This window comes from Nonomuraea maritima (assembly GCF_900100395.1).
Lineage (GTDB): Bacteria > Actinomycetota > Actinomycetes > Streptosporangiales > Streptosporangiaceae > Nonomuraea > Nonomuraea maritima.
Window position 1 is genome coordinate 529,387 of sequence record NZ_FNFB01000002.1, and the last position, 24,105, is coordinate 553,491.

Annotated in this window: 26 protein-coding genes and 2 tRNA genes; 7 read left to right on the top strand and 21 right to left on the bottom strand. The window is 71.4% G+C overall.

Annotated features, from left to right (window positions below):
- Positions 1-73 precede the first annotated feature (73 nt).
- From mutM to BLR04_RS06145, 8 genes are all read right to left on the bottom strand, one after another.
- On the bottom strand, positions 74-919 hold the full coding sequence (mutM, locus tag BLR04_RS06110; RefSeq protein WP_090760411.1) for a bifunctional DNA-formamidopyrimidine glycosylase/DNA-(apurinic or apyrimidinic site) lyase: 846 nt from the start codon (positions 917-919) through the stop codon (positions 74-76).
- Between the two features lie 173 nt (positions 920-1,092).
- On the bottom strand, positions 1,093-1,785 hold the full coding sequence (gene rnc / locus BLR04_RS06115; RefSeq protein WP_245740068.1) for a ribonuclease III: 693 nt from the start codon (positions 1,783-1,785) through the stop codon (positions 1,093-1,095).
- A gap of 242 nt (positions 1,786-2,027) precedes the next feature.
- Complete coding sequence (gene rpmF / locus BLR04_RS06120) at positions 2,028-2,207, bottom strand: 50S ribosomal protein L32 (protein ID WP_082535183.1); 180 nt, start codon at positions 2,205-2,207, stop codon at positions 2,028-2,030.
- A 1-nt stretch (position 2,208) separates the two neighbouring features.
- Positions 2,209-2,760 carry a YceD family protein gene (locus BLR04_RS06125; protein WP_090760811.1) on the bottom strand — a complete coding sequence of 184 codons (552 nt, stop codon included), beginning with the start codon at positions 2,758-2,760 and terminating at the stop codon, positions 2,209-2,211.
- Positions 2,761-2,830: 70 nt separating this feature from the next.
- Positions 2,831-3,307, bottom strand: a complete 477-nt coding sequence (gene coaD, locus BLR04_RS06130; RefSeq protein WP_090760414.1) for a pantetheine-phosphate adenylyltransferase — start codon at positions 3,305-3,307, stop codon at positions 2,831-2,833.
- A gap of 14 nt (positions 3,308-3,321) precedes the next feature.
- On the bottom strand, positions 3,322-3,888 hold the full coding sequence (rsmD, locus tag BLR04_RS06135; protein ID WP_090760813.1) for a 16S rRNA (guanine(966)-N(2))-methyltransferase RsmD: 567 nt from the start codon (positions 3,886-3,888) through the stop codon (positions 3,322-3,324).
- Between the two features lie 388 nt (positions 3,889-4,276).
- Positions 4,277-6,463: an ATP-dependent DNA helicase RecG gene (gene recG, locus BLR04_RS06140; RefSeq protein WP_090760416.1), complete on the bottom strand. Its 2,187-nt coding sequence runs from the start codon at positions 6,461-6,463 to the stop codon at positions 4,277-4,279.
- 59 nt (positions 6,464-6,522) lie between these two features.
- The gene (locus BLR04_RS06145; RefSeq protein WP_090760418.1) at positions 6,523-8,043 is read right to left on the bottom strand and encodes a DAK2 domain-containing protein; all 1,521 of its coding nucleotides are present in this window, start codon (positions 8,041-8,043) and stop codon (positions 6,523-6,525) included.
- 194 nt (positions 8,044-8,237) lie between these two features.
- On the opposite strand from BLR04_RS06145, the gene rpmB reads away from it, so the two are divergent.
- Positions 8,238-8,423, top strand: coding sequence for a 50S ribosomal protein L28 (gene rpmB, locus BLR04_RS06150; RefSeq protein WP_049556934.1), 186 nt, complete (start codon positions 8,238-8,240; stop codon positions 8,421-8,423).
- A gap of 136 nt (positions 8,424-8,559) precedes the next feature.
- Here rpmB and thiD read toward each other — a convergent pair whose 3' ends face one another.
- The 3 genes from thiD to BLR04_RS06165 all read right to left on the bottom strand — a co-directional run bounded on the left by thiD (position 8,560) and on the right by BLR04_RS06165 (position 12,082).
- The gene (gene thiD / locus BLR04_RS06155) at positions 8,560-9,363 is read right to left on the bottom strand and encodes a bifunctional hydroxymethylpyrimidine kinase/phosphomethylpyrimidine kinase (RefSeq protein ID WP_090760420.1); all 804 of its coding nucleotides are present in this window, start codon (positions 9,361-9,363) and stop codon (positions 8,560-8,562) included.
- A gap of 8 nt (positions 9,364-9,371) precedes the next feature.
- The gene (locus BLR04_RS06160) at positions 9,372-10,988 is read right to left on the bottom strand and encodes a hypothetical protein (protein WP_090760422.1); all 1,617 of its coding nucleotides are present in this window, start codon (positions 10,986-10,988) and stop codon (positions 9,372-9,374) included.
- 125 nt (positions 10,989-11,113) lie between these two features.
- The gene (locus tag BLR04_RS06165) at positions 11,114-12,082 is read right to left on the bottom strand and encodes a thiamine-phosphate kinase (RefSeq protein ID WP_176902964.1); all 969 of its coding nucleotides are present in this window, start codon (positions 12,080-12,082) and stop codon (positions 11,114-11,116) included.
- Positions 12,083-12,131: 49 nt separating this feature from the next.
- On the opposite strand from BLR04_RS06165, the gene BLR04_RS06170 reads away from it, so the two are divergent.
- Both BLR04_RS06170 and BLR04_RS06175 read left to right on the top strand, forming a co-directional pair.
- Positions 12,132-12,365: an Lrp/AsnC family transcriptional regulator gene (locus tag BLR04_RS06170; protein WP_090760425.1), complete on the top strand. Its 234-nt coding sequence runs from the start codon at positions 12,132-12,134 to the stop codon at positions 12,363-12,365.
- Between the two features lie 14 nt (positions 12,366-12,379).
- Positions 12,380-12,805, top strand: coding sequence for a DUF3515 domain-containing protein (locus BLR04_RS06175; RefSeq protein WP_090760427.1), 426 nt, complete (start codon positions 12,380-12,382; stop codon positions 12,803-12,805).
- On the opposite strand, the gene BLR04_RS06180 is transcribed toward BLR04_RS06175, so the two are convergent.
- The 3 genes from BLR04_RS06180 to BLR04_RS06190 all read right to left on the bottom strand — a co-directional run bounded on the left by BLR04_RS06180 (position 12,802) and on the right by BLR04_RS06190 (position 15,631).
- Entirely contained in the window at positions 12,802-13,896 is a 1,095-nt protein-coding gene (locus BLR04_RS06180) for a D-alanine--D-alanine ligase family protein (protein WP_090760429.1), read from the bottom strand. The genes BLR04_RS06175 and BLR04_RS06180 overlap by 4 nt on opposite strands.
- An 87-nt stretch (positions 13,897-13,983) precedes the next feature.
- On the bottom strand, positions 13,984-14,994 hold the full coding sequence (locus tag BLR04_RS06185; protein WP_090760431.1) for an NAD(P)H-dependent glycerol-3-phosphate dehydrogenase: 1,011 nt from the start codon (positions 14,992-14,994) through the stop codon (positions 13,984-13,986).
- Positions 14,995-14,998: 4 nt separating this feature from the next.
- Positions 14,999-15,631: a lysophospholipid acyltransferase family protein gene (locus BLR04_RS06190; protein ID WP_245740049.1), complete on the bottom strand. Its 633-nt coding sequence runs from the start codon at positions 15,629-15,631 to the stop codon at positions 14,999-15,001.
- 156 nt (positions 15,632-15,787) lie between these two features.
- Between BLR04_RS06190 and cofC the strand changes: the two genes are divergently transcribed.
- Together cofC and BLR04_RS06200 are read left to right on the top strand one after the other, a co-directional pair.
- Positions 15,788-16,423, top strand: a complete 636-nt coding sequence (cofC, locus tag BLR04_RS06195; protein WP_090760435.1) for a 2-phospho-L-lactate guanylyltransferase — start codon at positions 15,788-15,790, stop codon at positions 16,421-16,423.
- A 41-nt stretch (positions 16,424-16,464) separates the two neighbouring features.
- A complete protein-coding gene (locus tag BLR04_RS06200; RefSeq protein WP_090760817.1) occupies positions 16,465-16,671 on the top strand; it encodes a hypothetical protein in 207 nt (68 codons plus the stop codon).
- A gap of 51 nt (positions 16,672-16,722) precedes the next feature.
- On the opposite strand, the gene BLR04_RS06205 is transcribed toward BLR04_RS06200, so the two are convergent.
- The 4 genes from BLR04_RS06205 to leuC form a co-directional block, all read right to left on the bottom strand.
- Positions 16,723-17,022 carry an HU family DNA-binding protein gene (locus BLR04_RS06205; RefSeq protein WP_090760437.1) on the bottom strand — a complete coding sequence of 100 codons (300 nt, stop codon included), beginning with the start codon at positions 17,020-17,022 and terminating at the stop codon, positions 16,723-16,725.
- 99 nt (positions 17,023-17,121) lie between these two features.
- Positions 17,122-17,361, bottom strand: a complete 240-nt coding sequence (locus BLR04_RS06210) for an SCO5555 family protein (RefSeq protein WP_090760439.1) — start codon at positions 17,359-17,361, stop codon at positions 17,122-17,124.
- A complete protein-coding gene (gene leuD / locus BLR04_RS06215) occupies positions 17,340-17,927 on the bottom strand; it encodes a 3-isopropylmalate dehydratase small subunit (RefSeq protein ID WP_090760441.1) in 588 nt (195 codons plus the stop codon). The genes BLR04_RS06210 and leuD overlap by 22 nt, the downstream gene beginning before the upstream one ends.
- 12 nt (positions 17,928-17,939) lie before the next feature.
- Entirely contained in the window at positions 17,940-19,325 is a 1,386-nt protein-coding gene (gene leuC, locus BLR04_RS06220) for a 3-isopropylmalate dehydratase large subunit (RefSeq protein WP_090760819.1), read from the bottom strand.
- Positions 19,326-19,494: 169 nt separating this feature from the next.
- Between leuC and BLR04_RS06225 the strand changes: the two genes are divergently transcribed.
- Together BLR04_RS06225 and BLR04_RS06230 are read left to right on the top strand one after the other, a co-directional pair.
- On the top strand, positions 19,495-20,211 hold the full coding sequence (locus tag BLR04_RS06225) for an IclR family transcriptional regulator (protein WP_090760443.1): 717 nt from the start codon (positions 19,495-19,497) through the stop codon (positions 20,209-20,211).
- Between the two features lie 58 nt (positions 20,212-20,269).
- The gene (locus tag BLR04_RS06230) at positions 20,270-21,976 is read left to right on the top strand and encodes a hypothetical protein (RefSeq protein WP_090760445.1); all 1,707 of its coding nucleotides are present in this window, start codon (positions 20,270-20,272) and stop codon (positions 21,974-21,976) included.
- A gap of 682 nt (positions 21,977-22,658) precedes the next feature.
- Here BLR04_RS06230 and BLR04_RS06235 read toward each other — a convergent pair.
- The 3 genes from BLR04_RS06235 to BLR04_RS06245 all read right to left on the bottom strand — a co-directional run bounded on the left by BLR04_RS06235 (position 22,659) and on the right by BLR04_RS06245 (position 23,930).
- Positions 22,659-22,731, bottom strand: a tRNA-Glu gene (locus BLR04_RS06235).
- 18 nt (positions 22,732-22,749) lie between these two features.
- Positions 22,750-22,825 (bottom strand) — tRNA-Glu (locus BLR04_RS06240).
- A 307-nt stretch (positions 22,826-23,132) separates the two neighbouring features.
- Complete coding sequence (locus tag BLR04_RS06245; RefSeq protein ID WP_090760447.1) at positions 23,133-23,930, bottom strand: DUF1963 domain-containing protein; 798 nt, start codon at positions 23,928-23,930, stop codon at positions 23,133-23,135.
- Positions 23,931-24,105 lie beyond the last annotated feature (175 nt).

The window sequence follows — 24,105 nt, forward strand, 5'->3', positions numbered from 1 at the left end:
TCCGTGGCCACCTTACCGGCCAGGAATCGGACGTCCCGAAGCCCTCACGCACGGTGATCTCACGCGGCCGGCGTCAGCGCGGCGGCCGCTGGCACCTGGGGCAGGAGTAGGAGGAACGGTTCATGAACGCCTCGCGCCTGATCGGGGTGCCGCACCGCGAGCACGGCAGGTCACGCCGCCCGTACGCCTCCAGCGAGCGGTCGAAGTAGCCGCTCTCACCGTTGACGTTGACGTACAGGCTGTCGAACGACGTGCCGCCCTGCTCCAGCGCCGAGCCCATGACCGTGCGGATCGCGGCGACGAGTTCGGCCACCTTCGGCCGGGTGAGCGTCTCCGTGGGACGCGCCCAGTGCAGCCGGGCGATCCACAGGGCCTCGTCGGCGTAGATGTTGCCGACCCCGCTGATCAGCGACTGGTCGAGCAGCGCCCGCTTGATCTCCGTACGCTTCGCCCGCAGTCTCCTGGCGAACTCCGCCTCGTCGAACGCCGGCTCGAACGGGTCGGGCGCGATGTGCGCGATCGGCTCGGGGATGCCGCCGCGCAGCGGGGCGAGCATGACGTGCCCGAACGTCCGCTGGTCGACGAACCTCAGGTCGGGGCCGCCGTCCTCGAAGCGCAGGCGTACGCGCAGATGCCGCTCCAGCGGCGAGTCAGGGGCGACGACCAGCAGCTGCCCGCTCATCCCCAGGTGGGCCATGAGGGCCTCATCGGCGCCCGACAGGGGCAGCCACAGGTATTTGCCGCGACGCTCGGCCGACAGCACCGCGCGGCCCTTCAGGCGGGCGGCGAACTCGTCGGCTCCTGGAAGGTGACGCCGGATCGCGCGCGGGTGCAGCACCTCGGCCGAGGCGATCTCGCGCCCGACCACCCACTGCGCGAGGCCACGCCTGACGACCTCGACCTCCGGCAGCTCCGGCACTTCGGACCTCGCCCTCTCATCAGGACCGCCCCGCGGCCCGTTCATCACCGTCCACCACAACGCCCACGCCATCGGCGGGCTTCCCGCGCGGCAACCCTCCCACGACGGGACTGCGGTGGCCATCCCCACAACCGGGGTTCCCGTGGCGGGCGCGGCCGGTGAGGGCGGGTGGGTCAGGCGGTGGGCTGGCTCTCGCGCTGCTCGCGGCGGGCGCGGATGCGGGTCCAGGCGGCCTCCGCGGCCTGCTGCTCCGCTTCCTTCTTGCTGCGCCCGGTGCCGGAACCGTAGGACTCGCCGCCGACGCGCACCATGGCCGTGAACGACTTGGCGTGGTCGGGGCCGCTCTCCTCGACGTGGTACTCGGGCACGCCGAGCGCCTCGGAGGCGGTGAGCTCCTGCAGCGACGTCTTCCAGTCGAGCCCCGCGCCCAGCGACGCCGAGCGCACGATCAGCGGGTCGAACAGCAGGTGGACGACCCGGAACGCCTCGTCGAGCCCCTTGTCGACGTAGATGGCGCCGATGAGCGCCTCAAGGGTGTCGGCCAGGATGGACGACTTGTCGCGCCCGCCCGTGCCCTCCTCGCCCCTGCCGAGCCGCAGGAACCGGCCGAGCCCGAGCCCTCTCGCCACGTCGGCCAGGGCGCGCATGTTGACCACGGCGGCGCGCAGCTTCGCGAGCTGGCCTTCCGGCAGGTCGGGGTGGTTGCGGTAGAGGGTGTCGGTGACCACCAGGCCGAGCACCGAGTCGCCCAGGAACTCGAGCCGCTCGTTGGTGGGCAGCCCACCGTTCTCGTACGCGTAGGAGCGATGGGTCAGCGCCCGCTCCAGGATGCCGTTGTCGACGCCGATGGCGAGAACCTGCTCCAGCTCGTCACGGGCGACCTCGACGGCCACCGGCTTAGGACCTGCGCCCACGTGCTTCCTCCTCGGACATCTTCACATGGCGCGTCGGCTGCGAGAGATGCCCGAAAACGTGGTGGGCGTCGGGGTAACGCGTAGCCCCGGCGTCCACCACGACCGCGGGCGCACCGCCGCCGCACGCATTTGAGACGGTAACGCCGACCGAGGCACTTTGGCACCCGGTCGGCATCACGTCAACTGCTGGCGGATCAGGCGGACGGCTCGACGACCTGACGACGGTTGTAGGTGCCGCAGGTGGGGCACGCGATGTGCGGCTGCTTGGGCGACCGGCACTGCGGGCAGCTCACCAGGGCGACAGCAGTCGTCTTCCACTGGGAGCGACGGGCGCGGGTGTTGCTCCGCGACATCTTTCGCTTCGGGACGGCCACGTCACTTCTCCTGATCGTTATCTTTGTCGGTAATCAGACCTTGCAACGACGCCCAGCGGGCATCGATCTTCTCGTGCCGATGGTCGACGCCGGCCTCCGCCAGCTTGACCCCGCACTCCACGCAGAGCCCTTCGCAGTCGTCACGACACATCGGGCTCAACGGCAGTGCGAGCACCACCGCGTCGCGGAACGTCGGCTCGAGATCGAGCAGCTCACCGTCGAGCAGTGAGTCCTCCTCCGAGGCGTCCTCGTCGGAGTAGAAGAACAGCTCCTGCAGATCGACCTCGATCTCGGAGGAGACCGGGTCGAGACACCGCGAGCACTCCCCCGCGAGAGGGGTGCGCGCCGTGCCCGAGACGAGCACGCCTTCCATCACTGCTTCGAACCGGAGATCCAGCTCGATTTCGGCGTCCTTGGGGACGCCGATCATGTCAACGCCGATGTCCACCGGTGCCGGGAGGGTCACGGAAACCTGGCGCATCGTGCCCGGCCGCTTTCCCAGGTCGTGAGTGGAGATCACCCAAGGGGAGCGGGGGTCGAGGTGCTGAGTCATCCTGCTCTCGCTAGGCATGGCGAAACCTCGCCGTCGTACAAGGCCGAAATGAAAGGATAGCAGCTCGCGGTCAGCCTCTGAGCCGCTCGATGAGCAGCTTGTGGACGAGGTCGGGCACGAGCCCGGACACGTCACCACCGTACCGGGCGATCTCCTTCACCCGCGACGACGACAGGAACGAGTACTCGGGGTTGGTCGGCATGAACAGCGTCTCCACACCCGACATGCGGTAGTTGAGCTGCGCCATCTGGAGCTCGTAGTCGAAATCGCTGACGACCCTGATGCCCTTGACGATGGCCGGGATGTCGTTCTCCTTGCAGAAATCCACCAACAAGCCGTGGAATTTGCGCACTTGGACGTTCGGGTAGTCCTTCGTCACGGTCCGCAGGACGTCAATCCTCTCGTCGACCGTGAACAGGCTGCTTTTCTCTACGTTGATGAGGACTGCCACGGTCACCTCGTCGTACAGCCGTGCGGAACGGCCGATGATGTCGAGGTGGCCGTTCGTGATGGGGTCGAACGACCCCGGGCACACTACGCGGCGCAAGACGCCTCCCAGGTCTACGGGTTCCCGGCGGCGCGACCGTACCAAACGGATGCTTCGCCATAACGACGGACCCTCTCCTCAACGTACCCTTCGGGCCACGTCAAGGGCTTTCCCCTGGTTTCCCTCTCGAATGCCACCAATCCCTCATCGACCAACCAGCCGTTGTCCCGGAGAAGCTCCAGAACGGTCGTGACTTCGCCCTCACCCACCGCGTACGGCGGATCCGCGAACACGATGTCGAACGGCTCGTCGGGCTTCTTCGCGAGCACCCGTTCGACCTTGTCGGCCAGCACGTGCGCGCCCTCGAGCCCGAGCGACCTGACGTTGTCGCGGACCGTGCGGGCCGCCCTCGGGTCGGCCTCCACCAGCACGGCCTCGGACGCACCCCGCGACAGCGCCTCCAGGCCGATCGCACCGGAGCCCGCGTACAGGTCGAGGACGCGGGCGTCGTCCAGGCCGTACAGATGGTCGAGCGTCAAGAAGATCCCTTCTCGAGCCCTGTCACTGGTCGGCCGCGTTCCGCGCCCCGGAGGGACGGCCAGCCGACGCCCACCCGCCACGCCTGCGATGATCCGCGTCATGTGACCCATTGTCCCGCATGTTCACCCAGGTCAAGAGTGGACAAGTGTCTGCCTCGACTACGCAAGGGTGATTCACAACGGCTGGGGGGCCACGCATGATGATGCTGCGGCCTTCAAGGTGACCCACGTGGAGGCCGACCGGCGTGATCGTGAGCCCTTCCGCACGCCGGTTCCCTCGGCACCTGACCCGAGGGTGGGCCCAGCCGGGGACGGCATTCGGGGGGAGGCCGTCCCCGCGGCTGGGTTCGTCGGACCGACCAGGTCGGCTCCGTTCAGGACCTCAGCTCAGGACCTCAGCTCAGGCCCATCGGCCCGCACCGACCGGCATCCCGCGACCAGCCGGCCCGCACCGCCCGGCGCTCCGCGATCGACCAGGCGCTGCTCCCGGTCAGGTCTTCTCCAGGTACTCGGCCCGCTCGTCGGCCAGCAGCCGGACGATCTCGGCGCGCAGACCCTCGTGCTCGCGCAGCTCAGGATCGGTCGTCAGCAGCGTCGCCGCCTCCTCGCGGGCCGCGGCGATCACGTCCTCGTCACGCAGCAGCTGCAGCAGCTTGAGCGACGAGCGCTTGCCCGACTGAGCGGCCCCCAGCACGTCGCCCTCGCGCCGCTGCTCGAGGTCGACGCGCGACAGCTCGAACCCGTCGAGGGTGGCGGCCACCGCGTCGAGGCGGGCACGGGCGGGCGTGCCCTCGGGGAAATCGCTGACCAGCAGGCACAGGCCGGGCAGGCCGCCCCGGCCGACGCGGCCGCGGAGCTGGTGGAGCTGGGAGACGCCGAAGCGGTCGGCGTCCATGATGATCATCACTGAGGAGTTGGGCACGTCGACCCCGACCTCGATGACCGTGGTCGCCACCAGCACGTCGGTCTCGCCCCGCGTGAACGCGCGCATGACGGCGTCCTTCTCCTCGGGCGGCAGCTTGCCGTGCAGCGTGCCCATGCGCAGGTCGTGGAACGGCCCCTGGGCGAGCATCTCGGCCACGTCGAGGACGGCGAGGGGCGGCCGGCGCTCGTCGCCGGCGGACGTCGCCTCGGCCACCTGCAGGTCGCCCTCGTCGCCCTCGAGGTCGCCGATGCGCGGGCACACGATGTACGCCTGACGGCCGAGCGCCACCTCTTCGCGCACCCGCTGCCACGTGCGCTCGAGGTAGTGGGGCTTCTCTGCGGCGGGGACGACGTGGGTGGTGATGGGCGCCCGCCCCGACGGGAGCTGCGACAGCGTCGAGACCTCCAGGTCGCCGAACACCGTCATCGCGACCGTGCGCGGGATCGGGGTGGCCGTCATGACCAGGACGTGCGGACGGGCCTGCCCGGCCTTCTCGCGCAGCGCGTCGCGCTGCTCGACGCCGAAGCGGTGCTGCTCGTCGACCACGACCAGCCCCAGGTCGGCGAACTGGACGTGCTCCTGCAGCAGCGCGTGCGTGCCGACGACGATGCCCGCCGTGCCGGAGGCGACGTCGAGCAGCGCGGCGCGACGGGCGGCCGCGCCCATCGAGCCGGTCAGCAGCGTGACCGCGGTGCCGCCGAACATGCCGCCCTGCGCGAGGTCGCCGAGCATGGCGGTGATCGAGCGGTGGTGCTGCTGGGCCAGCACCTCGGTGGGCGCGAGCAGCGCGGCCTGGCCGCCCGAGTCGACGACCTGGAGCATCGCCCGCAACGCCACCACGGTCTTGCCCGCGCCGACCTCGCCCTGCAGCAGCCGGTGCATCGGGTGCTCGAGCGCCAGGTCGGCGGCGATCTCCTCGCCCACCTGGGCCTGCCCCTCGGTGAGGGCGAACGGCAGCCGCTCGTCGAAACCGGCCAGCAGGCCGTCGGCGCGCCTCGGCCTGGGCTTGGCGGGCCAGGCGGTGGCGGCCTGCCTGCGCTGCAGCAGCACGGCCTGCAGCACGAACGCCTCGTCGAACTTCAGCCGCTGGCGCGCCCGGTTCACCTCGGCGAAGTCTTTCGGCCGGTGGATGGCGACCAGCGCCTCGCCCAGCGGCTGCAGACCGTGGCGGACGCGTACGGAGGCGGGCAGCGGGTCGTCGAGCGGGCCGAGCGTGTCGAGGACGACGCCCACCGCCCGCCTGATCGCCCAGGGCGTCAGGTCTTTGCCCGCCGGATAGATCGGCACCGGCGCCGCCGCGAACTCCGCGGCGTTCGCCTCGCCCTCCTCGAACAGCTCGAACTCGGGGTGGGCGAGCTGCCAGCGCGGCTTGCCACGCGCGCCGAACAGCCCCACCTTGCCGGCGAACATGCCCCGCCGGCCCGGCTTCATCCGCGACTCGGCGACGTGGGAGCCCTTGCCGAAGAACGACAGGTAGAGCCTGTTGCCGTCGCCGTCGACGATCTCGACCTCGAGCCAGGTGCCGCCGCGGTTGCGCATGGGCTTGCGCATCAGCCTGCTCACCTCGCCGACCACGGTGACGTGCTCGTCGACCTCCAGCGCGTCGAGCGTGGTCAGCTCGCCGCGCTCGGCGTAGCGGCGCGGGTAGTGGCGCAGCAGGTCGCCGACCGTCTCCAGGCCGAGCACGGAGTGCAGCAACTTGGCGGTCTTCGGGTCGAGCGCTTTCGTCAGCGGCTCGTCGAAACGGCTCACGGCATTCAGTTCTACCGCTTGCGGCCGACAAGAATCCTCCGGGACACCGCGGTTCGCGGTCACTCGACGCCGACGAGGAGCGGGTGGCCGTCCTGCGCGCCGTCGTACACGACCACCTCGACGCCGGGGTGCGCGCGCCCGAGGTGCTCCTGGAGGCGGGACGCCAGGCCCGCCGGGGCCCGCGCGCCCGTCACCAGCGTGACCAGCTCGCCGCCGTCCGCCACCATGCGATCGACGACCTGGACGGCCACGCTCTCCACCGACCCGCTGGTCACGACCGCCTCGCCGCCGACCACGCCGACCACCTCATCGGGACGGCCGCCTTCCCGCGCGGCGATGTGCGCGTACCTGGTGTGGCGGGCCGCCTCGGTCATCGCCGCCACGTCGTCGGCGAAGCCCCGCCCCGGATCGTGGACGGCCAGCGCGGCCAGCCCCTGCACGGTCGCCTTCGCGGGCAGGATCTCGACCGTCATCCCGTCCTGCCGGGCGCTCCTCGCCGCGGCGACGACGATCTCGTGGACGCTCTCGTCGTCGGGCACGACCACGACCTCCCGTCCCGCCTGCCGGAGCGCCGCGAGCACCTCAGGGACCGGCGGCAGGGCTCCGGTCGCGCGCCGCACGACGACGGCGCCGCACCGCTCGAACAGCGCCGCGACCCCCTCCCCCGCGACCACCGCCACGACCCCGCGTCCTGCCGGGTGCTGCCGGTGTCCGTCACCGGCGAGGTACGTGACGGAGATCCGGTGCGGGCGGCCCGCCCGGATACCGGCCTCGACCGCCGGTCCGGCCGCACGGACGTGGACGTGCACGTTCCACAGCCCGTCGCCGCCGACCACCACCAGGGAGTCGCCCATCGCGTCGAGCTCCTCGCGCAGGGCGGCCACGGCCCCGTCGTCGGCGTCCAGCAGGTACATGACCTCGTAGCCCGCGCCGGACTCCGTCATCGCCGCCACCGGGGCGGTCGGCGCGGGCACCTCGTAGCGGCCCGCGGCGCCGGCGACCACCTCGGCGAGGGCCTCCAGCACGATCGCCACCCCGGCGCCGCCCGCGTCGACGACGCCGCTGCGGGCCAGCACCTCCAGCTGGCCCGGCGTGCGGCGCAGCGCCATCCGCGCCTCCTCGGCCGCCCGCCGTGCCACCTCGTGCGGGCCGCCGCCGGTCTCGCGCGCCGCCCGCGCGGCCGATTCGAGGACGCTCAGCACCGTGCCCTCGACGGGCCGAGCCACCGCCTCCCTCGCCAGCGCGGCGGCCCTGATCAGCGCGGCGCGCAGGTCGGGGCCGTGCTGCAGCACCTCGGCGAGGCCGCGCAGCGCCTGGCTGACGATCACGCCCGAGTTGCCGCGCGCGCCGACCAGGGCGCCGTACGCGAGGGTCTGCCAGGAGACGGCCGGGTCGACGTCGTCCGGGAGCGCCTCGACGGCCTCGGCGGCGGACAGCAAGGTCAGGTGCAGATTGGTGCCGGTGTCGCCGTCGGCGACGGGGAAGACGTTGAGCGCGTCGATCTCCGTACGGGCCCTGCCGAGCTCGTCGGCGGCGCGGCGGGCCCAGCGCCGCACGGCGGTCAGGTCGAGGATCTCCATCGCCGACCTCCCGGGATGCGCTACGGTTGCCGCTGGAGAATATCGCCGTCCGGGGTCCGGTCCAGAGGCTCTGGTTCGCGTCCACCGGTGTGGATCGGATATTCTCGTCTGGCTGGCCGGTTGTCCCGGCATGCCCTCCGCCCCGGAATGCATCCGCGGACAGGGCTACATCGACTGTTTTAAGGAGCGATACCGTGGCTTCCGTCTGCGATGTCTGCCGCAAGGGGCCGACGTTCGGCAACAACGTGTCCCACTCCCACCGCCGCACCCGCCGTCGTTGGAACCCCAACATCCAGACGGTTCGCGCGGTCATCGGTGGCACGCCGAAGAAGCTGAACGTGTGCACGTCGTGCATCAAGGCGGGCAAGGTCACCCGCTAGTTTCCACGTCCACGAAAGCCCGCCGTGCTCGTAGAGAGCGGCGGGCTTTCGTCGTGCCAGGAAACCAGGCCGCCGCAAGCCGTGGCCCGGACGTGACCGGCGCACCTCCGGGCGGGGTCGGCTGCGGCGGGTGGGGTCAGCGCCAGCGCCAGGCGTGGTCCACGGGGCCGATGCCCGAGCCCAGCGGGAAGCCGCGCGCTATGGCACCCGTCACGTACTCCTTGGCCGCCCCCACGGCCGTCGGCACGTCGTCGCCCAGGGCGAGGCGGGAGGCGATGGCCGAGGCGAGCGTGCAGCCCGTGCCATGGGTGTGGCGGTTGTCGTGGCGTTCGGCGGTGAAGCGGTATTCGTCCGTGCCGTTCGTGAGCAGGTCGACCGGGGCTCCTGGCAGGTGCCCGCCCTTGATCAGCGCCCAGGTGGGGCCGAGCTCCAGCACGGCGTCGGCCGCCGCCCTGAGCCCGTTCTCGTCCTCCACCTTGACGGAGGTGAGCTGCTCCACCTCCCAGAGGTTCGGCGTGACCACGGTGGCCACCGGCAGCAGCCGGGTGCGCAGCGTGTCGACGGCCTCGGGCGCGAGCAGCGAGTCGCCGTGCTTCGACACCCCGACGGGGTCGACGACGAGCGGCGCGGCGTACGCGCCGAGCGTCTCCGCCACCGTCTCCACCAGCGCGGGCGAGGCCAGCATGCCGGTCTTGATCGCCTGCGCCCCGATGTCGCCGAGCACGGAGTCGAGCTGCGCCCGCACGGCCTCGGGGGGCAGTTCCCAGTAGCCCTGGACGCCGAGCGAGTTCTGGGCCGTGACCGCCGCGATGACGCTCATGCCGTGGACGCCCATGGCGAGCATGGTCTTGAGGTCTGCCTGGATGCCCGCGCCGCCGCCGGAGTCGGAGCCCGCGACAGTCAGCACACGTGGAGGGGTCGAAACCGTCATGTCCCTCATCCAACCATTCAGCTGACGGCGCAGTCCCCGGAGACCAGCCCGCAGTTGGCCGCCTTGGAACCCTTGCCGGTGGCAGTGAACGACACCTTCACCGTCTGGCCGGCCACCAGCGGGTTCTCCAGCTCGAGGATCAGCAGGTCGCCGTCCTGCGTCCACTCGGCGCCGGACACGTTCGTGACCTTGCCGTTCACCGGCACGGAGACGGTGGGGCTCGCCAGCGTCCGCTTGGAGGTGTTGGAGACCGCCACGCTGGCCCGGTACGTGGCCGGGCGCTGACTGATCGTCTGCCGGACGCCGACCGAGTTGTCGGCGCCGGACTGCCGTTCGGGCACCTCAGGCACCAACGTCTCGATCGGCGCCGACGTGTTCTCCGGCTTGGGCGTGGTCTGCATGTCGCCGGTGGCGTTCTCGTCCAGGACGGTCGCCTCCTCGCTCGGCGTCTCCGTCGGCTGGTCCTGCGGCTGCTCGGCCTGCCTGTCGGCGGGCGGTTCCGCCTGCGTGTCCTGTTGGCGCTCCGGCTTCTCCTGCCGCGCCGCCTTCGTGGGAGTGGCGCTGTTGCTCGGCTTGCGGACGGGCGTGCCGGCCGTCGGCGCGGTGGTCTCGGGGTCCGGGGTCTCCTCCTCCACCTCCTCGGACGGCTCGTCCTCTGGCAGCGCCTCTGAATCCTCCTCGACCGCGTCGGGCTCGTCGGTGGCGGCCGGTTCGCTCGTGGACTGCACCGCCGAGCAGCTCGTGCCCTCGCACGCCGCGGGGGTGCCCGACAGGAACTTGACGCCCGCCACGGTGCCGCCCAGCACGACGGCGACGGCCGCCACGGACAGCAGCGCCACTCTGCCCCTGCCGGCCGCGGCGGGGGCGGCCAGCAACTCGTCGTCGCGTTCCTGCCTGCGCCGGCCGCGACGGCCTCTGGGCTCGTCCCCGCCGGGAGAGCTCAGGTCTTCGGACGGGCCTGAACCGAGGAAACCGGTCTCGGCCTCCGCCCAGGCCGGAGTGGGCGGAGGCGTCGGCATCGGCATCGGCATCGGCGAGCCGGCCACCTTGACGTCGCCAGGCTCGGGCGGGCCACCGTACGCGGGCGCCGGGGGCGCGTCGAACCTCGCGGTACGGTCACCGGCCTCCTCGAACGGGTTGCGCATCCCGTCGCCGGCACGGTCGAACACGTCACGTCGGTCGGGCGCCGCGTCAGGGGCGTCCCCGAAGAAGGACGACCGCTCGGCGGCACCGCGGAAGAGATCGCCCGGCTCGAAGTCCCCGGTGGACGGAGCCTGGACGTCGGTGAAGGGCCGGTTCGGCGGCGCGTCCCACTCGGGCGGCCTGGCGAAGGCGCCGGTCGTCTCGTACGGCCCCGCCTCCTCACCTCCCGGCCCGGGAGCGGGCGGGAAGCCACCCTGCTGAGGACCGGCCGCGGCGAAGGCCCCGGTGGTCTCGTACGGCTCCGACTGCGGCGCACGGGGCGGCGGCGCGTCAGGGCGCTGAGGCATGGGGGCCCACTGCCCCGTCACCTCGGGTTCGTCCGGCAGCGAAGGCCAGCCCGGCGGTTCGGCCTGCTCGTCAGGCCCCCAGAATGCGCTGTGCCCCCACTCGTCCCGGTCGTCGGATTCGCCTTTGCCGTGCCGGCGGCCCATGGTTGCCCTTTCTTCCGGTTACCGTGGCCGCCAATCTTCATAACACCTTTACTAAGCCGCTGTCACAATAATCCCGCCCGTGCTACCCGGAATCGGGAAATTGTCACGCAAATCGGGATAACCACTCACCTAAAGTGATCCCAGCCACGCTGCCGGGGCTCCCAGCCGTCCACCGCCACGCCCTCTCCCTCGCACACGCGACCCACGACCCGCCACGCCTCGGGAAGGCGCACGCCGGCCGGGAACACCGCGGCGAACGCGTGGTCCTCACCCCCGGCGAGCACCCACTCCAGCGGATCGGTGCCGAGTTCCTTGGCCGCCGCCGCCACCGGCTCGGCCACGGCGAACCTCGTGGGGTCGAGCTCGATGCGCACGCCGCTCGCCTCGGCGACGTGGCCGAGGTCCTGCAGCAGGCCGTCGCTGACGTCCAGCATCGCCGTGGCGCCCAGCTCGGCCGCCAGCGGCCCCATCGCGTACGGCGGGCACGGCCTGCGGTGGCCCGCCACGGCCTCCCGCAGCGCGGGCGAGTCGGCGGGCACGCCCGCCTCGAGCAGCGCCCATCCGGCGGCGGAGTAGCCGAGCCGGCCCGCCACCGCCACCACCTGCCCCGGCGCGGCCCCCGACCGCTTGACGGGACGACGCCCGCCGAGGTCGCCCATCGCCGTCACCCCGAGGACCACCAGATCGCAGCGGGTGACGTCGCCGCCCGCCACGCTCGCCCCGACCGCCGCGCACTCGTCGCGGATGCCGTCGGTCAGCGCGTCGAGCCAGTCGAGCGGCAGGTCGGCGGGGATGCCGAGCCCAACCACGAGCGACGTCGGCGTCGCGCCCATGGCCGCCACGTCGGAGAGGTTCTGGGCGGCGGCCTTGCGGCCGACGTCGTAGCCCCCGGACCAGTCGCGGCGGAAGTGCCTGCCCTCGAGGAGCAGGTCGGTCGAGACGACCACACGCCCGTCGGGGGCGCTCACGATGGCGGCGTCGTCTCCAGGGCCGAGAATTATCGCCGCTCCCTGGGGCAGACGTGCGGTAATGCGACTTACCACACCGAATTCGCCAAGATCTCCGACTGTGATGGCACACCTCCTGACGCACACAGGGTACGGTGGCCCTTCGGCGTGATCCAATCGCCCGGGGAGGGACGTGATGGTGCAGGCCTACATCCTTATCCAGACCGAGGTCGGCAAGGCGGCCGCCGTGGCCCAGGAGATCTCCGGGATCCCCGGCGTCACCCAGGCCGAGGACGTGACAGGCCCCTACGACGTGATCGTGCGGGCAGAGGCCAACAACGTCGACGAACTCGGCAAACTCGTCGTCGCGCAGATCCAGGGCGTGGAGGGCATCACGCGTACTCTCACGTGCCCGATCGTTCACATCTGAAAGCAGTTCTTCGCATGCGTGCCGCAATCGTCCTGATCGTCCTGCTGACGCTCGCCGGCTGCGGCACCCTGCGCGTCGACCCGCCCACTCCCACCGGCGAGGCCGTGGTGGCGTGCGACAAGCTCGCCACCCTGCTGCCCAAGACGCTCGACGGCGACGAGCGGAGCGCTTCGGAACCCGCGTCGCCGTACGTCGCCGTCTGGGGCTCCGGCGCCATCACGCTGCGCTGCGGCGTGCCCCGGCCAGCCAGGATGGCCCCCACCGACGAGCTCCAGGAGATCGGCGGCGTGGGCTGGTTCGCGGACCCAGAGCGGCCGGCGCTGTTCACCGCCGTGACCGACACCGCCTACGTCGAGGTCACGGTCGGCGGTGAACACGTGCCCGCCGAGGTGCTGGCCGACCTGTCGAAACCGATCGGCCAGATCTCGGGTCAGCCCTAGCGCAGCCCGGGTGAGCGCGCCAGGCCCAGCTGGATGAGCCGATCGACCAGCTCGGGGTACGACACCCCAGAAGCCGCCCACAGCTGCGGCGCCACCGACAGCGACGTGAAGCCGGGCATCGTGTTGATCTCGTTGAGGACCAGCTGCCCTTCCGGCGTGTAGAAGAAGTCGACCCGCGCGAGCCCCTCGCAGTCGAGCGCCTCGAACGCGCGCACGGCCATCCGGCGCAGCTCCTCGCCGGTCTCCTGCGGGATGTCGGCGGGCACCGTGAGCGACATCTGGTCGGGGTAGTACTTCGCCTCGAAGTCGAAGAACTCCTGGCCGCCCTCGACCCGCACCTCGCCGGGCAGCGACGCGGCGGCCGGCTCGTCGCCCGGCGACTGCAGCACCGCGCACTCGATCTCACGGCCGGCGATCGCGGCCTCGATGAGCACCTTGGGGTCGTGGACGCGGGCCGCCTCCACGGCCTCCTCCAGGCTCGCCCGGTCGTGGGCCTTGGAGATGCCCTGCGAGGAGCCCGCCCTGGCCGGCTTCACGAACAGCGGGTAGCCGAGCTGCTCGGCCTCCTTGAGCACGCACTCGCGGTTGAGCCGCCAGTCGCGGTCGCGTACGACGACGTAGGCGCCGGTCGGCAGCCCCGCGGCGGCCAGCACGGTCTTCATGTGGGCCTTGTCCATGCCGACGGCGCTGGCCAGCACGCCGGAGCCGACGTAACGCACGCCGGCCATCTCCAGCAGGCCCTGGATCGTGCCGTCCTCGGCGAACGGGCCGTGCATGACGGGGAAGACCACGTCGACGGAGCCGAGCTCCACGGGGATGCTGCCCTGGTCGTAGGCGACCAGCGAGCTGCCGTCCGTGGGCAGCGCGAGGGCCGCGCCACTGGTGTCGACGACCGGGAGCTCGCCTCCTTCGATGGCGAACCGCTGGTCGGTCGCGGCCAGCACCCACCTGCCGTCCTGGGCGATCCCGATGGGGATCACCTCGTACTTGCTCCTGTCGATCGCTTCCAGCACACTGCCCGCACCCATCAGGGACACGGCGTGCTCGGAATTGCGACCCCCGAAAACGACGGCGACGCGTGGCTTGCTCATGGTGTCCGAATCTACCGGGGCGTCCGTGATGCGGCGAGACGAGCACGCCGTGAGCGCGACGTATCCGCAGAGGGCCGGGCCTGCGGGCTAGAGTCCGTAACGCTCCGGTTTGGGCGAGCGGGACATGAGCAGCATCCCGGCCTCCGCCGGCGACACGCCGTCGTGGACGACGCCGACGACCACTTCGGTGATCGGCATCTCGACGTCGTGCTTGCGCGCGAGCTCCAGCACCGACTCGCACGACTTCACACCCTCGGCGGTCTGCTTGGTGGCCGCGACGGCCTCGTCGAGCGTCATGCCGCGGCCGAGGTTCTCGCCGAACGTACGGTTACGCGACAGCGGCGACGTGCACGTGGCCACGAGGTCGCCCATGCCGGCCAGGCCCGCGAACGTGTGCGGGTCGGCTCCGAGCGCCGCGCCGAGCCGGGAGATCTCGGCCAGCCCCCTGGTGATGAGCATGGCGCTGACGTTGTCGCCCATGCCCATGCCCGCGGAGACGCCCACGGCCAGCGCGATCACGTTCTTCACCGCGCCGCCCAGCTCGACCCCGATCACGTCGGTGTTGGTGTACGGACGGAACCACGGCGGCAGGTGGCAGATCGCCTGGAGGCGCTCGGCGACCGACATGTCGGTGCAGGCGACCACGGTGGCGGCCGGCTGGCGGTGGGCGATCTCCTGGGCCAGGTTGGGCCCGGAGACGACGGCCACCCGCTCCTTCGGCACCTCGGCGACCTCGCGGATCACCTCGCTCATGCGCTTGGTCGTACCGAGCTCGATGCCCTTCATCAGGCTGACCAGGACGGCCCGCTCGGGGATGTGCTTCCGCCAGGCCGCGAGGTTGGGCCGCAGCTGCTGGGACGGCACGGCGAGCACCACGAAGTCGGCCCCCGCCAGCGCGCGCTCAGGGTCGGTGGTGGCCCGCAGCGTGGGCGGCAGCGGCACGCCGGGCAGGTAGTCGGGGTTGACGTGGTCACGGTCGATCTGGTCGACCAGCTCCTGCCTGCGCCCCCAGAGGGTGACCTCGTTGCCCGCCTCCGCGAGGATCATCGCGAACGTGGTGCCCCACGAGCCCGTGCCGAAAACGGCCACCTTCGTCATGCCTTCACCGTCCGGCCGGGTCGTAGGGAGTCTCAGGGGCCTTCTCGCCGCGCAGCTCGGCGAGCTGCGCCGTGATCGCCGCCATGATGTCGGCCGTCGCCGCGCGCAGCACGTCGCCGTGCGGCGGCTCGCCCACGTACTTCGACAGGTCGACCGGCTGCCCCACGGACACCCGGAAGGTCTTGCGCGGGAACACCCTGGGCTTCTTCTCACCGTAGGGCAGCAGCTCCTGCGCCCCCCAATGGGCCACCGGGATGACCTGGGCGCCGCTCTCCAGCGCCAGCCGCGCCGCGCCCGTCTTGCCCACCATCGGCCACAGCTCGGGATCGCGGGTGCAGGTGCCCTCGGGGTAGAACAGGATCGCGCAGCCGTCGGCGAGACGCTCGGCCGACGCCCGCAGCGACCTGACCGCCTCGGCGCTGCCCCGGGCGACCGGGATGGCGAGCAGGCTCGACACGGCCCTGCCGAGGAACGGCACCCGGAACAGCCCCGACTTCGCGAGGATCACCGGCCAGCGGCCGTGGTTGTACAGGAAGTGCGACAGCAGGACGGGGTCGGACCATGACAGGTGGTTGGCGGCGATGATCAATCCGCCGGTGCGCGGGATGCGCCCACCGTGACGCCAGTCTTTCTTCACCAGGAGCCAGGACAGCGGCTTCACCACAACGACAGCCAGGGTTTCCCAGAAACGCGACGGTCTCGTGGGGCGGCGCATGGTCTCCTCCAACGCTTGCGGGGACGCCCCAAGTCTCCCGGTTGGCCGCAGGAGATGTCGAGGCGAGATGCTTACCCTATGAGCATCCGCTGGTCCCTGGTCATTCCGGTGAAGACGCTGGTTGCGGCGAAGACCCGGCTCGCCGCCGCGACCGGCCCGCACCGTACGCGGCTGGCCGTGGCCGTGGCCGCCGACACCGTGGCCGCGGCGCTCGTATGCCCGCTGGTCGCCCGGGTGATCGTGGTGACGGCCGACCCCGCCGCCGCCGAGCCGCTGGCCGCGCTGGGCGCCGACGTGGTGCCCGATCCCGACCGCGGCCTCAACACCGCGCTGCGCACCGGCGCCGCCCACGCCGCAGGCCTGGCGCCAGGCGACGCGGTGGGCGCGCTGCAGGCCGACCTGCCCGCTCTGCGGCCGGTCGAACTCGGGCGCGCGCTGGAGGCCGCCGCCGAGTTCGACCAGTCGTTCGTGCCGGACGCGCTCGACGTCGGCACGACGTTCTACGGGGTGCTGCCCGGCCGGCCGTTCACGCCGCGCTTCGGCGGGGAGTCGCGGGCCAAGCACCTCGCGGCCGGGGCCAAGGAGCTGTGCGTGCCGAACATCGACTCGCTCAGGCGCGACGTCGACACCCCCGACGACCTGCGGGCGGCCGTCCGTCTCGGGCTCGGCCCGCACACGGCCGCGGTCGTCGCCGACCTGTGGCCCGGCGCCTGACCGATCTCGCCAGCCCCGCGGGCAGGCTCTACGCTGGTGACGTGCAGGCGACCGTACGCAGTTTCGACGAGGCCACCCGGTCCGGCACGGTGTTCCTCGACGACGGCACCGTGCTGGCCTTCGGCACGGCCGCCTTCGACGCCGGGCCGCTGCGACTGCTGCGCACCGGCCAGCGGGTCAACCTCGCGATGACCGGCGACGAGATCACCTACGTCACGCTGTCGACTTTCCCGGTTCCCGGCCGGTGAACGCGAAACGCCCGGGCCGAGTGGCCCGGGCGTTTCGCACGCGACAACCAGTTACTTCTTTTTGCCGATTTTCTTGCCGCCCTCGTTCACCAGCTCCTTGAAATCGGAGCCGGGACGGAACTTGGGCGCCCAGCTCTCGGCGACGTTGATTTCTGCGCCGGTGGACGGGTTGCGCGCCGTGCGGGCGGGCTTGTTCACCATCTCGAACGCGCCGAAGCCCGTGATCGAGACCTTGTCGCCAGAGGCCACAGCCTTTTGGATGGCGTCGATGACCGCGTTCACGGCCTCGGTGGCGGTCTTCCTGTCGCCCACGCGATCCGCGATGGCCTCGACGAGTTCTCGCTTGTTCATGAAAGTCCTGCTCCCCCAGTTACGGCTCGGGGTTCCAGCTCACGAGTCCGACATAGAAACCCCTTACGCGCTCGAAAGTAGGCGGGATCGCGGGGGAACTCAATCACCATGCGTGTTTTCGTCGTCTCGTGGCGTGTCGAAAGCGGCGTCCAGAGCGGCCAGAAACGTTTCCAGGCGGGCCGCGGCTCTTTCCGGATCTCGCTTCGCGAGATCGCAAATGGTCAGATACCGGCGTGCGATCCGCTCTTTGTCGGCGGCGGGGAGCATGCGGACGCGGCGGTGCGCCTCGCGCAACCGCCGCGCCAGTTCGTCGTCTTCTAGACGGTCGTCGGCAGCCATGGCTGCCGACCATTCTCGTACGCCGCGACATCGTCGGCGTGACGCAGGGTCAGGCCGATGTCGTCGAGGCCCTCCATGAGGCGCCAGCGGGTGTAGTCGTCGATCTCGAACGACGCCACCTCGCCGCCCCACCGCACCTGACGCTCGACCAGGTCGACGGTGATCTCCAGCTTCGGGTCGGCCTCGACGGCGGCCTGCAGGGCCTCGACCGTCTCGCCGGGCAGCACGACCGGCAGCAGGCCCATCTTGGTGGAGTTGTTGCGGAAGATGTCGCCGAAGCGGGCGGCGATCACGACGCGGAACCCGTACTGCTGCAGCGCCCACACGGCGTGCTCGCGGGAGGAGCCGGTGCCGAAGTCGGGGCCGGAGACGAGGATCGTGCCGCCCTCGTACGCGGGGTCGTTCAGGACGAACGTCGGGTCCTCGCGCCAGGCGGCGAACAGGCCCTTCTCGAAGCCGGTGCGGCTGACCTGCTTGAGCCAGACGGCCGGGATGATCTGGTCGGTGTCGACGTTGCTGCGGCGCAGCGGCACCGCCGTACCGGTGTGGGTGGTGAAGGCGTCCATCGTTGTCCTTCCTTACAGGTCGGCGGGAGCGGTCAGGCGGCCGGTGACGGCGGTCGCGGCGGCGACCTGCGGCGACACCAGATGGGTGCGGCCGCCCTTGCCCTGACGGCCCTCGAAGTTGCGGTTGGAGGTGGACGCGCTGCGCTCACCCGGCTGGAGCGTGTCGGGGTTCATGCCGAGGCACATCGAGCAGCCGGCCTGGCGCCACTCCGCGCCCGCGGCCTTGAACACCTCGTCCAGGCCCTCCTCCTCGGCCTGCCGCTTGACCAGCATCGAACCCGGGACGATGAGCGTGCGGGTCCTGACCTGCCGGCCGCGCAGGATCTCGGCGGCCGAGCGCAGGTCCTCGATGCGGCCGTTGGTGCACGAGCCGACGAACACCGTGTCGACCTCGATGTCGCGCAGCGGCGTGCCGGCGGTCAGGCCCATGTACTCGAGCGCCCGCTCGGCGGCGGCCCGCGCGACCGGGTCGTCGAACGACTCGGGGCTCGGGACGGACTCGCCCAGCGGCAGACCCTGGCCCGGGTTCGTGCCCCAGGTGACGTACGGGGTCAGCGTCGAGGCGTCGATCTCGACGACCTTGTCGAACACGGCGTCGTCGTCGGTGCGCAGCGACTTCCAGTACTCGACGGCCTGGTCCCACGCCTCGCCCTCCGGCGCGTGCGGACGGCCCTTGAGGTATTCGAACGTGGTCTCGTCGGGGGCGATCATGCCGGCGCGGGCGCCCGCCTCGATCGACATGTTGCAGACGGTCATGCGGCCCTCCATGGAGAGCTTGCGCACGGCCTCGCCGCGGTACTCGACGATGTAGCCCTGGCCGCCGCCGGTGCCGATCTTGGCGATGATGGCCAGGATCAGGTCTTTCGCGGTGACGCCGACGGGCAGCTCACCCGACACCTCGATGGCCATCGTCTTCGGCCGGTAGGCGGGGAGCGTCTGCGTGGCGAGCACGTGCTCGACCTCGGAGGTGCCGATGCCGAACGCGATGCCGCCGAACGCGCCGTGGGTCGAGGTGTGAGAGTCGCCACACACGATCGTCATGCCGGGCTGCGTGAGACCGAACTGCGGGCCGATGATGTGCACCACGCCCTGACCGGCGTCGCCCATCGGGTGCAGCCGGAGGCCGAACTCGGCGGCGTTCTTGCGCAGCGTCTCGACCTGCGTCTTGGAGACCGGGTCGGCGATCGGGCCGAGCAGCGTCGGGACGTTGTGGTCCTCGGTCGCGATGGTGAGATCGGGCCGTCGCACCTTGCGCCCGGCGAGACGGAGCCCGTCGAACGCCTGGGGACTGGTCACCTCGTGAATGAGGTGGAGGTCGATATAGAGCAGGTCGGGCTCGCCCTCGGCGCGCCGGACTACGTGTTGCTCCCAGACCTTCTCGGCCAGTGTGCGGCCCATGATCTCCTCCTGCTTGTGCGCGATGCTGCCCATCGCCACTCGGTCGCTCGGACCCCGGTCTCTTCCTCCTGTCGCCCCGCCCTCCGCACTTTCAACCAGAGACCGGTGCTCCCTCGTGGGAGAGACCTTCGACTTGCTTTCTCATATGTCGAGACTGCAGTATCGGTACATGGACAACTCTAGCGGAGTCGGAGTACTCGACAAGGCCGTTCTTGTACTCAACGCGCTCGAAGCCGGGCCTGCGTCGCTCGCCCAGCTCGTCCAGGCCACCGGCCTGGCCCGCCCCACGGCCCATCGGCTGGCCGTCGCGCTTGAGCATCACCGCATCGTGAGTCGCGACACACAGGGCAGATTCGTCCTCGGGCCACGTCTTTCCGAGTTGTCCACCGCGGCGGGCGAGGACCGGCTGCTGGCGGTGGCCGCCCCCGTACTGATGCAACTCAGGGATTTGACCGGGGAGAGCGCGCAACTCTACCGCCGCCAGGGTGACGAACGCGTGTGCGTGGCCGCCGCCGAACGGGCGAGCGGACTGCGTGACACCGTCCCCGTGGGGTCGGCGCTGCCCATGACGGCGGGCTCGGCGGCGCAGATCCTGCTGGCCTGGGAAGAGCCCGACCGGTTGCACCGGGGGCTGCGCGGCGCCAAGTTCACCGCCGCCACGCTCGCCTCCGTACGGCGCCGAGGGTGGGCCCACAGCGTCGGCGAGCGCGAGCAGGGCGTCGCCAGCGTCTCGGCTCCCATCAGGGGCAACGGCGGCAAGGTGATCGCGGCCGTGTCGGTGTCCGGCCCCATCGAACGACTGACGAGAGCGCCAGGACGGCTGCACGCGGTTCCCGTCATGGCCGCCGCCGAACGCGTCACCGAGGCGATGCGCCGCACGTCATGATCGGCAAAAGGAGGTATTTGGGGAACCGAGTGCCTCGGGAGCGCACTAGCCTGAGTGCGTGACAGACCGCATCGAGGTAGCCGCCACTGAGCTGCGACCCCTGCTCGAAGAGTTCATCATGTGGGCGCGTACGAACGCCCCGGATAGCGACCCCGAGCTCGTGGGGCCCGCCGCCCTGTGGCACCGTCTCGCCTTCTCGCCCGACCTCGGCACGTGGAAGCGCTCCGACCTGCGCAACCTGCTGCTCGAGCGCATGCCCAAGGTCGTCGAGGACCCGGACGCGGCCGCCGACGGGATGCTTCCCGCCGTCGACGCGTACCTGACGTTCCTCTCCCAGACCGGCCGGCTCGCCAAGGGCTCCGACTCCCTCGCCGATCTGCAGGCCGAGCTGGACGACGTCGAGGACGAGTTCGTCGACCTCATGGAGGAGCTGCTCGAGGACTCCGAGGACGGCGACGACGACGAGGGGGCCGACCTCGGTGACCTCGAACCGTTCGCCGACCGGCTCGCCGCGCTCGACACCATCAGGCTGCGTCCCGACGTCGAGCTCGCCGCCGCGGCCCGCCGGGCGCCGCTCATCGCCCAGGCGCGCGACCTCGCCGTCTGGGTCGGCCCCGGCCGCCGGGTGGGCGAGGAGACCCTGCTCACCGACGCCGAGGTGGAGGAGGCGCTCGCGGCCGCGGGGCTGCCCAGGCCCGAGGCGGACGGCCCGCTGTCCGACGTCGTGCCCCAGCTGTGGAACGTCTGGAACCTCGCGGTCGACCTCGAGTTCCTCGAACCCGGCGAGGGCGGCACCGTCGCCGTGCAGGACGACACCGCCGAGTGGCCGTTCGACGACGACGAGGACGTCCTCGACGCGTGGATGCTCGGGCTGCACTCCGTCGACTACGGCGACCCCGAGCTCGACGACGAAGACCTCACCATGGCCCTGACGGGCCTGACCCGTGGCCTGCTCGTCAGGCTGCTCCTCGGGGGCGGCTCGCGCGACCGCGACGAGCTGGCACGCGAGCTGTCCGAGGCCGCCGCAGAACTCGACGAGCTGGGCTCCGACGCGTGGGAGGCGGCGGGCGACCCGCTGGCACCCGCGATCGACTGGCTGGCCGGGTACGGCATGGTCGAGGTCGACGGCTCGACGGTCAGCCTCACACCCCTCGGCACCGAAGGCGTCATCCACCTGATCGACGACGCCGACATCGAGATCGACGCGCGCCCCGCGATCGAGTCGATGACCGCCCACGAGCTGCTCGCGCTGAGCGCCGAGCTGCCCGAGGACGAGGCCGACGCCGAACTCTCGGCGTGGATGCAGCTGCGCGAGCCCGACCGGGCGGCCACGGAACTGCTGGAGGCGGCGGCCCAGGACGAGAGCGACGCCCTCATCCGGGTGCAGGCCGCCAGCGTCGTCGGCACGCTCGGCGAGGCCGCCGTACCCGCCTGGGCGGCGGTGCTCGACCAGCCGTCGCTGCGCCCGTACGCGGCCACCCACCTGAGCCAGCTAGGCGTCGAGGGCGCGCCCGAGCCGACGCAGGACGACACCCACTGGCTCATCCTCGACATGTGGACCATTTCGGCCGGCATGGGCCGTTCCGAGTTCGTGAGCAGCCTGCGCGACATCGGCGACGACATGGTCAAGGGCCTGCTCGAGGTGGTCTGGAAGATCCCGCACGCGCACGTCGAGGAACTCCTCGACCTGATCTCCCAGGTCCACCCCGACAAGCAGATCGCCAAGACCGCCCGCCGCGCCCTCTTCAAGGCCCGCTCCGCGTGACCGCCCTCTTCAGGGCGCGCTCCACGTGAGTGTGCTGTGCATGGCCCGCTCCGGGTGACCGCCCGCTGAAAGCCCCCACCGCCGGTGGGGGCTTTCTTTTTTACGCTCACGGCGGTCGGCCCCACCCGCCGCACATGGCCGGCCCCTTCCAGGGAGACGCTCCTCCCCCGCACATGGCGAAGCACCGCAACGCGCGCACCGTGGGCCACACGCCGGAGAACAAGGCCCCCAGCTCCTTCCACGCACATGGCACGGCACCCTGCCGTACGCGCCCCGAGCCACACACCGGCCGCCCAGAGCGCCCGGGTTCTACCGGGCTGACGCTCCTCGCGCACACATGGCGAGGCATCCCTACGTGCGCGTGGGACCCGTGCCGGACAAACGCGCCATCGTCCACGGGCGGGCCACGGTCAGGCGTGAGCAGCGCCCCAACACCCACGCGAGGGGCGCCGACCGGCAAATCCTCCAGAGGCGGGCGGCCAACGACCCGGCGCAGAGGCCGAAGCTGGGGCTCGGGATGGGGCGACCGGTGTTCGGTGCTGAGGGGTGGTCAGCGTGCCGGGGTTCGATGAGGGCGCCCCGCATCTTGAGCTCGGCGTCCTGTAGGGGGACGGGCAGGCGTTCGGGGGCTGGAAATGCGAAACGCTCCGGGCCATGGGCGCCGGAGCGGTTGGTGCAGACGTAGTCCCGACCGGATTCGAACCGGCGCTACCGCCTTGAGAGGGCGGCGTCCTGGGCCACTAGACGACGGGACCTTGCGAGCTTGTGACAAGTGGTAGTCCCGACCGGATTCGAACCGGCGCTACCGCCTTGAGAGGGCGGCGTCCTGGGCCACTAGACGACGGGACCCTGTCCACAAGCTGATGCGCCGGGCTTCCCCGGCGACGCAGGTAACTCTACCGCACCCGCAAGACCACTCCAAACCGCTTATCCGCCCACGGGATCGGCGTTGTAGCCCGCATCCGGTATCCGGCGGACCGGCCCCCATGTGTCCGGTCCGCCGGATCCGTACCCCCGTCCGGACGCCGGGTCCGCGCCGGAACCCGACGGGCCCGCCCGCGCCGAGACGGACCACGGGGCATGCGGCGGGACGCCCGGCCGGTAGCCGGAGCGGACCGCTGAGCGCGCCCCATGTCGTGGAGTCGCCGGGTGGGGGTCAGCAGCAGAGCGTGCGAGCCTCGGCCCTGCCGAAGTCGCCCGCCGCGTACGCGCCCGCCGGGATCGTGAAGTACATCGTTCCGGCGTCGCCCCAGCCCCAGTCGAGCTCCGCGTCTTCCGCGAGCTGGAGCAGGTGGATCGCGGGCCCGTCGGCGTCGCGGCCGGTCACCTGGGAGGAGTAGGAGGTGTCGGGCCAGCCGAAGGCGCAGTGGTGGCCTGCGGTGTTCCCGTCCAGGTCGCCCATGTGCGTAAGGATGAGCGACGACGCGCCCCAGTACTGGTTCTCGTCGTAGGCGACGTCGCCGTCCGCGACGTCCCAGGCGTCCGGAAGCGTGATCGTTCGAGTCGCGTGGACCGGCACGGCCGGATGGCTTCTCGCCGGCGCGGGCGCGGCCGTCTCGACCGCCCGCGCGGGATCGGCCGGGATCACGCGCCACGCCTCGGGCCGGTACGGGTCGAGCCTGCTGTACTCCTCGTACGGGAGGTCCGGGTCGAGGAAGAAGAAGTTGAGCAGGCCCGGCCGGGTGGGCAGAAAGTCCCCGAGCCAGGGGGCGAGGGCATCGGTGTCGAGCACGGCGTACAGGGACAGCGGGACGCCGTCGAGCTCCGGCCAGGGAGTGCCCGCTTCGAGCAGCGACGGACCGCCGAGCCGGCACCGGCCGGTCGCCGGCGCGTCATCCGTCGCACGCTCCAGCCGGAAGCCGGGACGCGCCATGGCCGCGTACTGGCTTCCGGCCTTCTCACCGAGCCGTTCGACGCAAGCTCGCATCATGCCGTCATGGGCATCGAACTCCATGCCGCGATCTTCTCAGCCGCCACCGACAGGAACCACACGGTGCGGCTGCCAGGAGGCGCGGTCGCGCTTCGCGCGGACGTGCCGAGGGTGTGTCTCGACGCCGGCCTCGCCGATGAACAGTTCGGCCGCCGCCCGCCGAACGGACGCGTTGGCGCATGCCGTCGAGGGCGGAGCC

Bases quoted from the DNA above. Each gene is read 5' to 3' on its own strand.
- BLR04_RS06125 (WP_090760811.1), bottom strand. From the start codon at position 2,760: ATGACTCAGCACCTCGACCCCCGCTCCCCTTGGGTGATCTCCACTCAC.
- rsmD (WP_090760813.1), bottom strand. From the start codon at position 3,888: ATGACGCGGATCATCGCAGGCGTGGCGGGTGGGCGTCGGCTGGCCGTC.
- BLR04_RS06145 (WP_090760418.1), bottom strand. From the start codon at position 8,043: ATGGAGATCCTCGACCTGACCGCCGTGCGGCGCTGGGCCCGCCGCGCC.
- thiD (WP_090760420.1), bottom strand. From the start codon at position 9,363: ATGAGGGACATGACGGTTTCGACCCCTCCACGTGTGCTGACTGTCGCG.
- BLR04_RS06160 (WP_090760422.1), bottom strand. From the start codon at position 10,988: ATGGGCCGCCGGCACGGCAAAGGCGAATCCGACGACCGGGACGAGTGG.
- BLR04_RS06170 (WP_090760425.1), top strand. From the start codon at position 12,132: ATGGTGCAGGCCTACATCCTTATCCAGACCGAGGTCGGCAAGGCGGCC.
- BLR04_RS06175 (WP_090760427.1), top strand. From the start codon at position 12,380: ATGCGTGCCGCAATCGTCCTGATCGTCCTGCTGACGCTCGCCGGCTGC.
- BLR04_RS06180 (WP_090760429.1), bottom strand. From the start codon at position 13,896: ATGAGCAAGCCACGCGTCGCCGTCGTTTTCGGGGGTCGCAATTCCGAG.
- BLR04_RS06185 (WP_090760431.1), bottom strand. From the start codon at position 14,994: ATGACGAAGGTGGCCGTTTTCGGCACGGGCTCGTGGGGCACCACGTTC.
- cofC (WP_090760435.1), top strand. From the start codon at position 15,788: ATGAGCATCCGCTGGTCCCTGGTCATTCCGGTGAAGACGCTGGTTGCG.
- BLR04_RS06205 (WP_090760437.1), bottom strand. From the start codon at position 17,022: ATGAACAAGCGAGAACTCGTCGAGGCCATCGCGGATCGCGTGGGCGAC.
- BLR04_RS06210 (WP_090760439.1), bottom strand. From the start codon at position 17,361: ATGGCTGCCGACGACCGTCTAGAAGACGACGAACTGGCGCGGCGGTTG.
- leuD (WP_090760441.1), bottom strand. From the start codon at position 17,927: ATGGACGCCTTCACCACCCACACCGGTACGGCGGTGCCGCTGCGCCGC.
- leuC (WP_090760819.1), bottom strand. From the start codon at position 19,325: ATGGGCCGCACACTGGCCGAGAAGGTCTGGGAGCAACACGTAGTCCGG.
- BLR04_RS06225 (WP_090760443.1), top strand. From the start codon at position 19,495: ATGGACAACTCTAGCGGAGTCGGAGTACTCGACAAGGCCGTTCTTGTA.
- BLR04_RS06245 (WP_090760447.1), bottom strand. From the start codon at position 23,930: ATGGAGTTCGATGCCCATGACGGCATGATGCGAGCTTGCGTCGAACGG.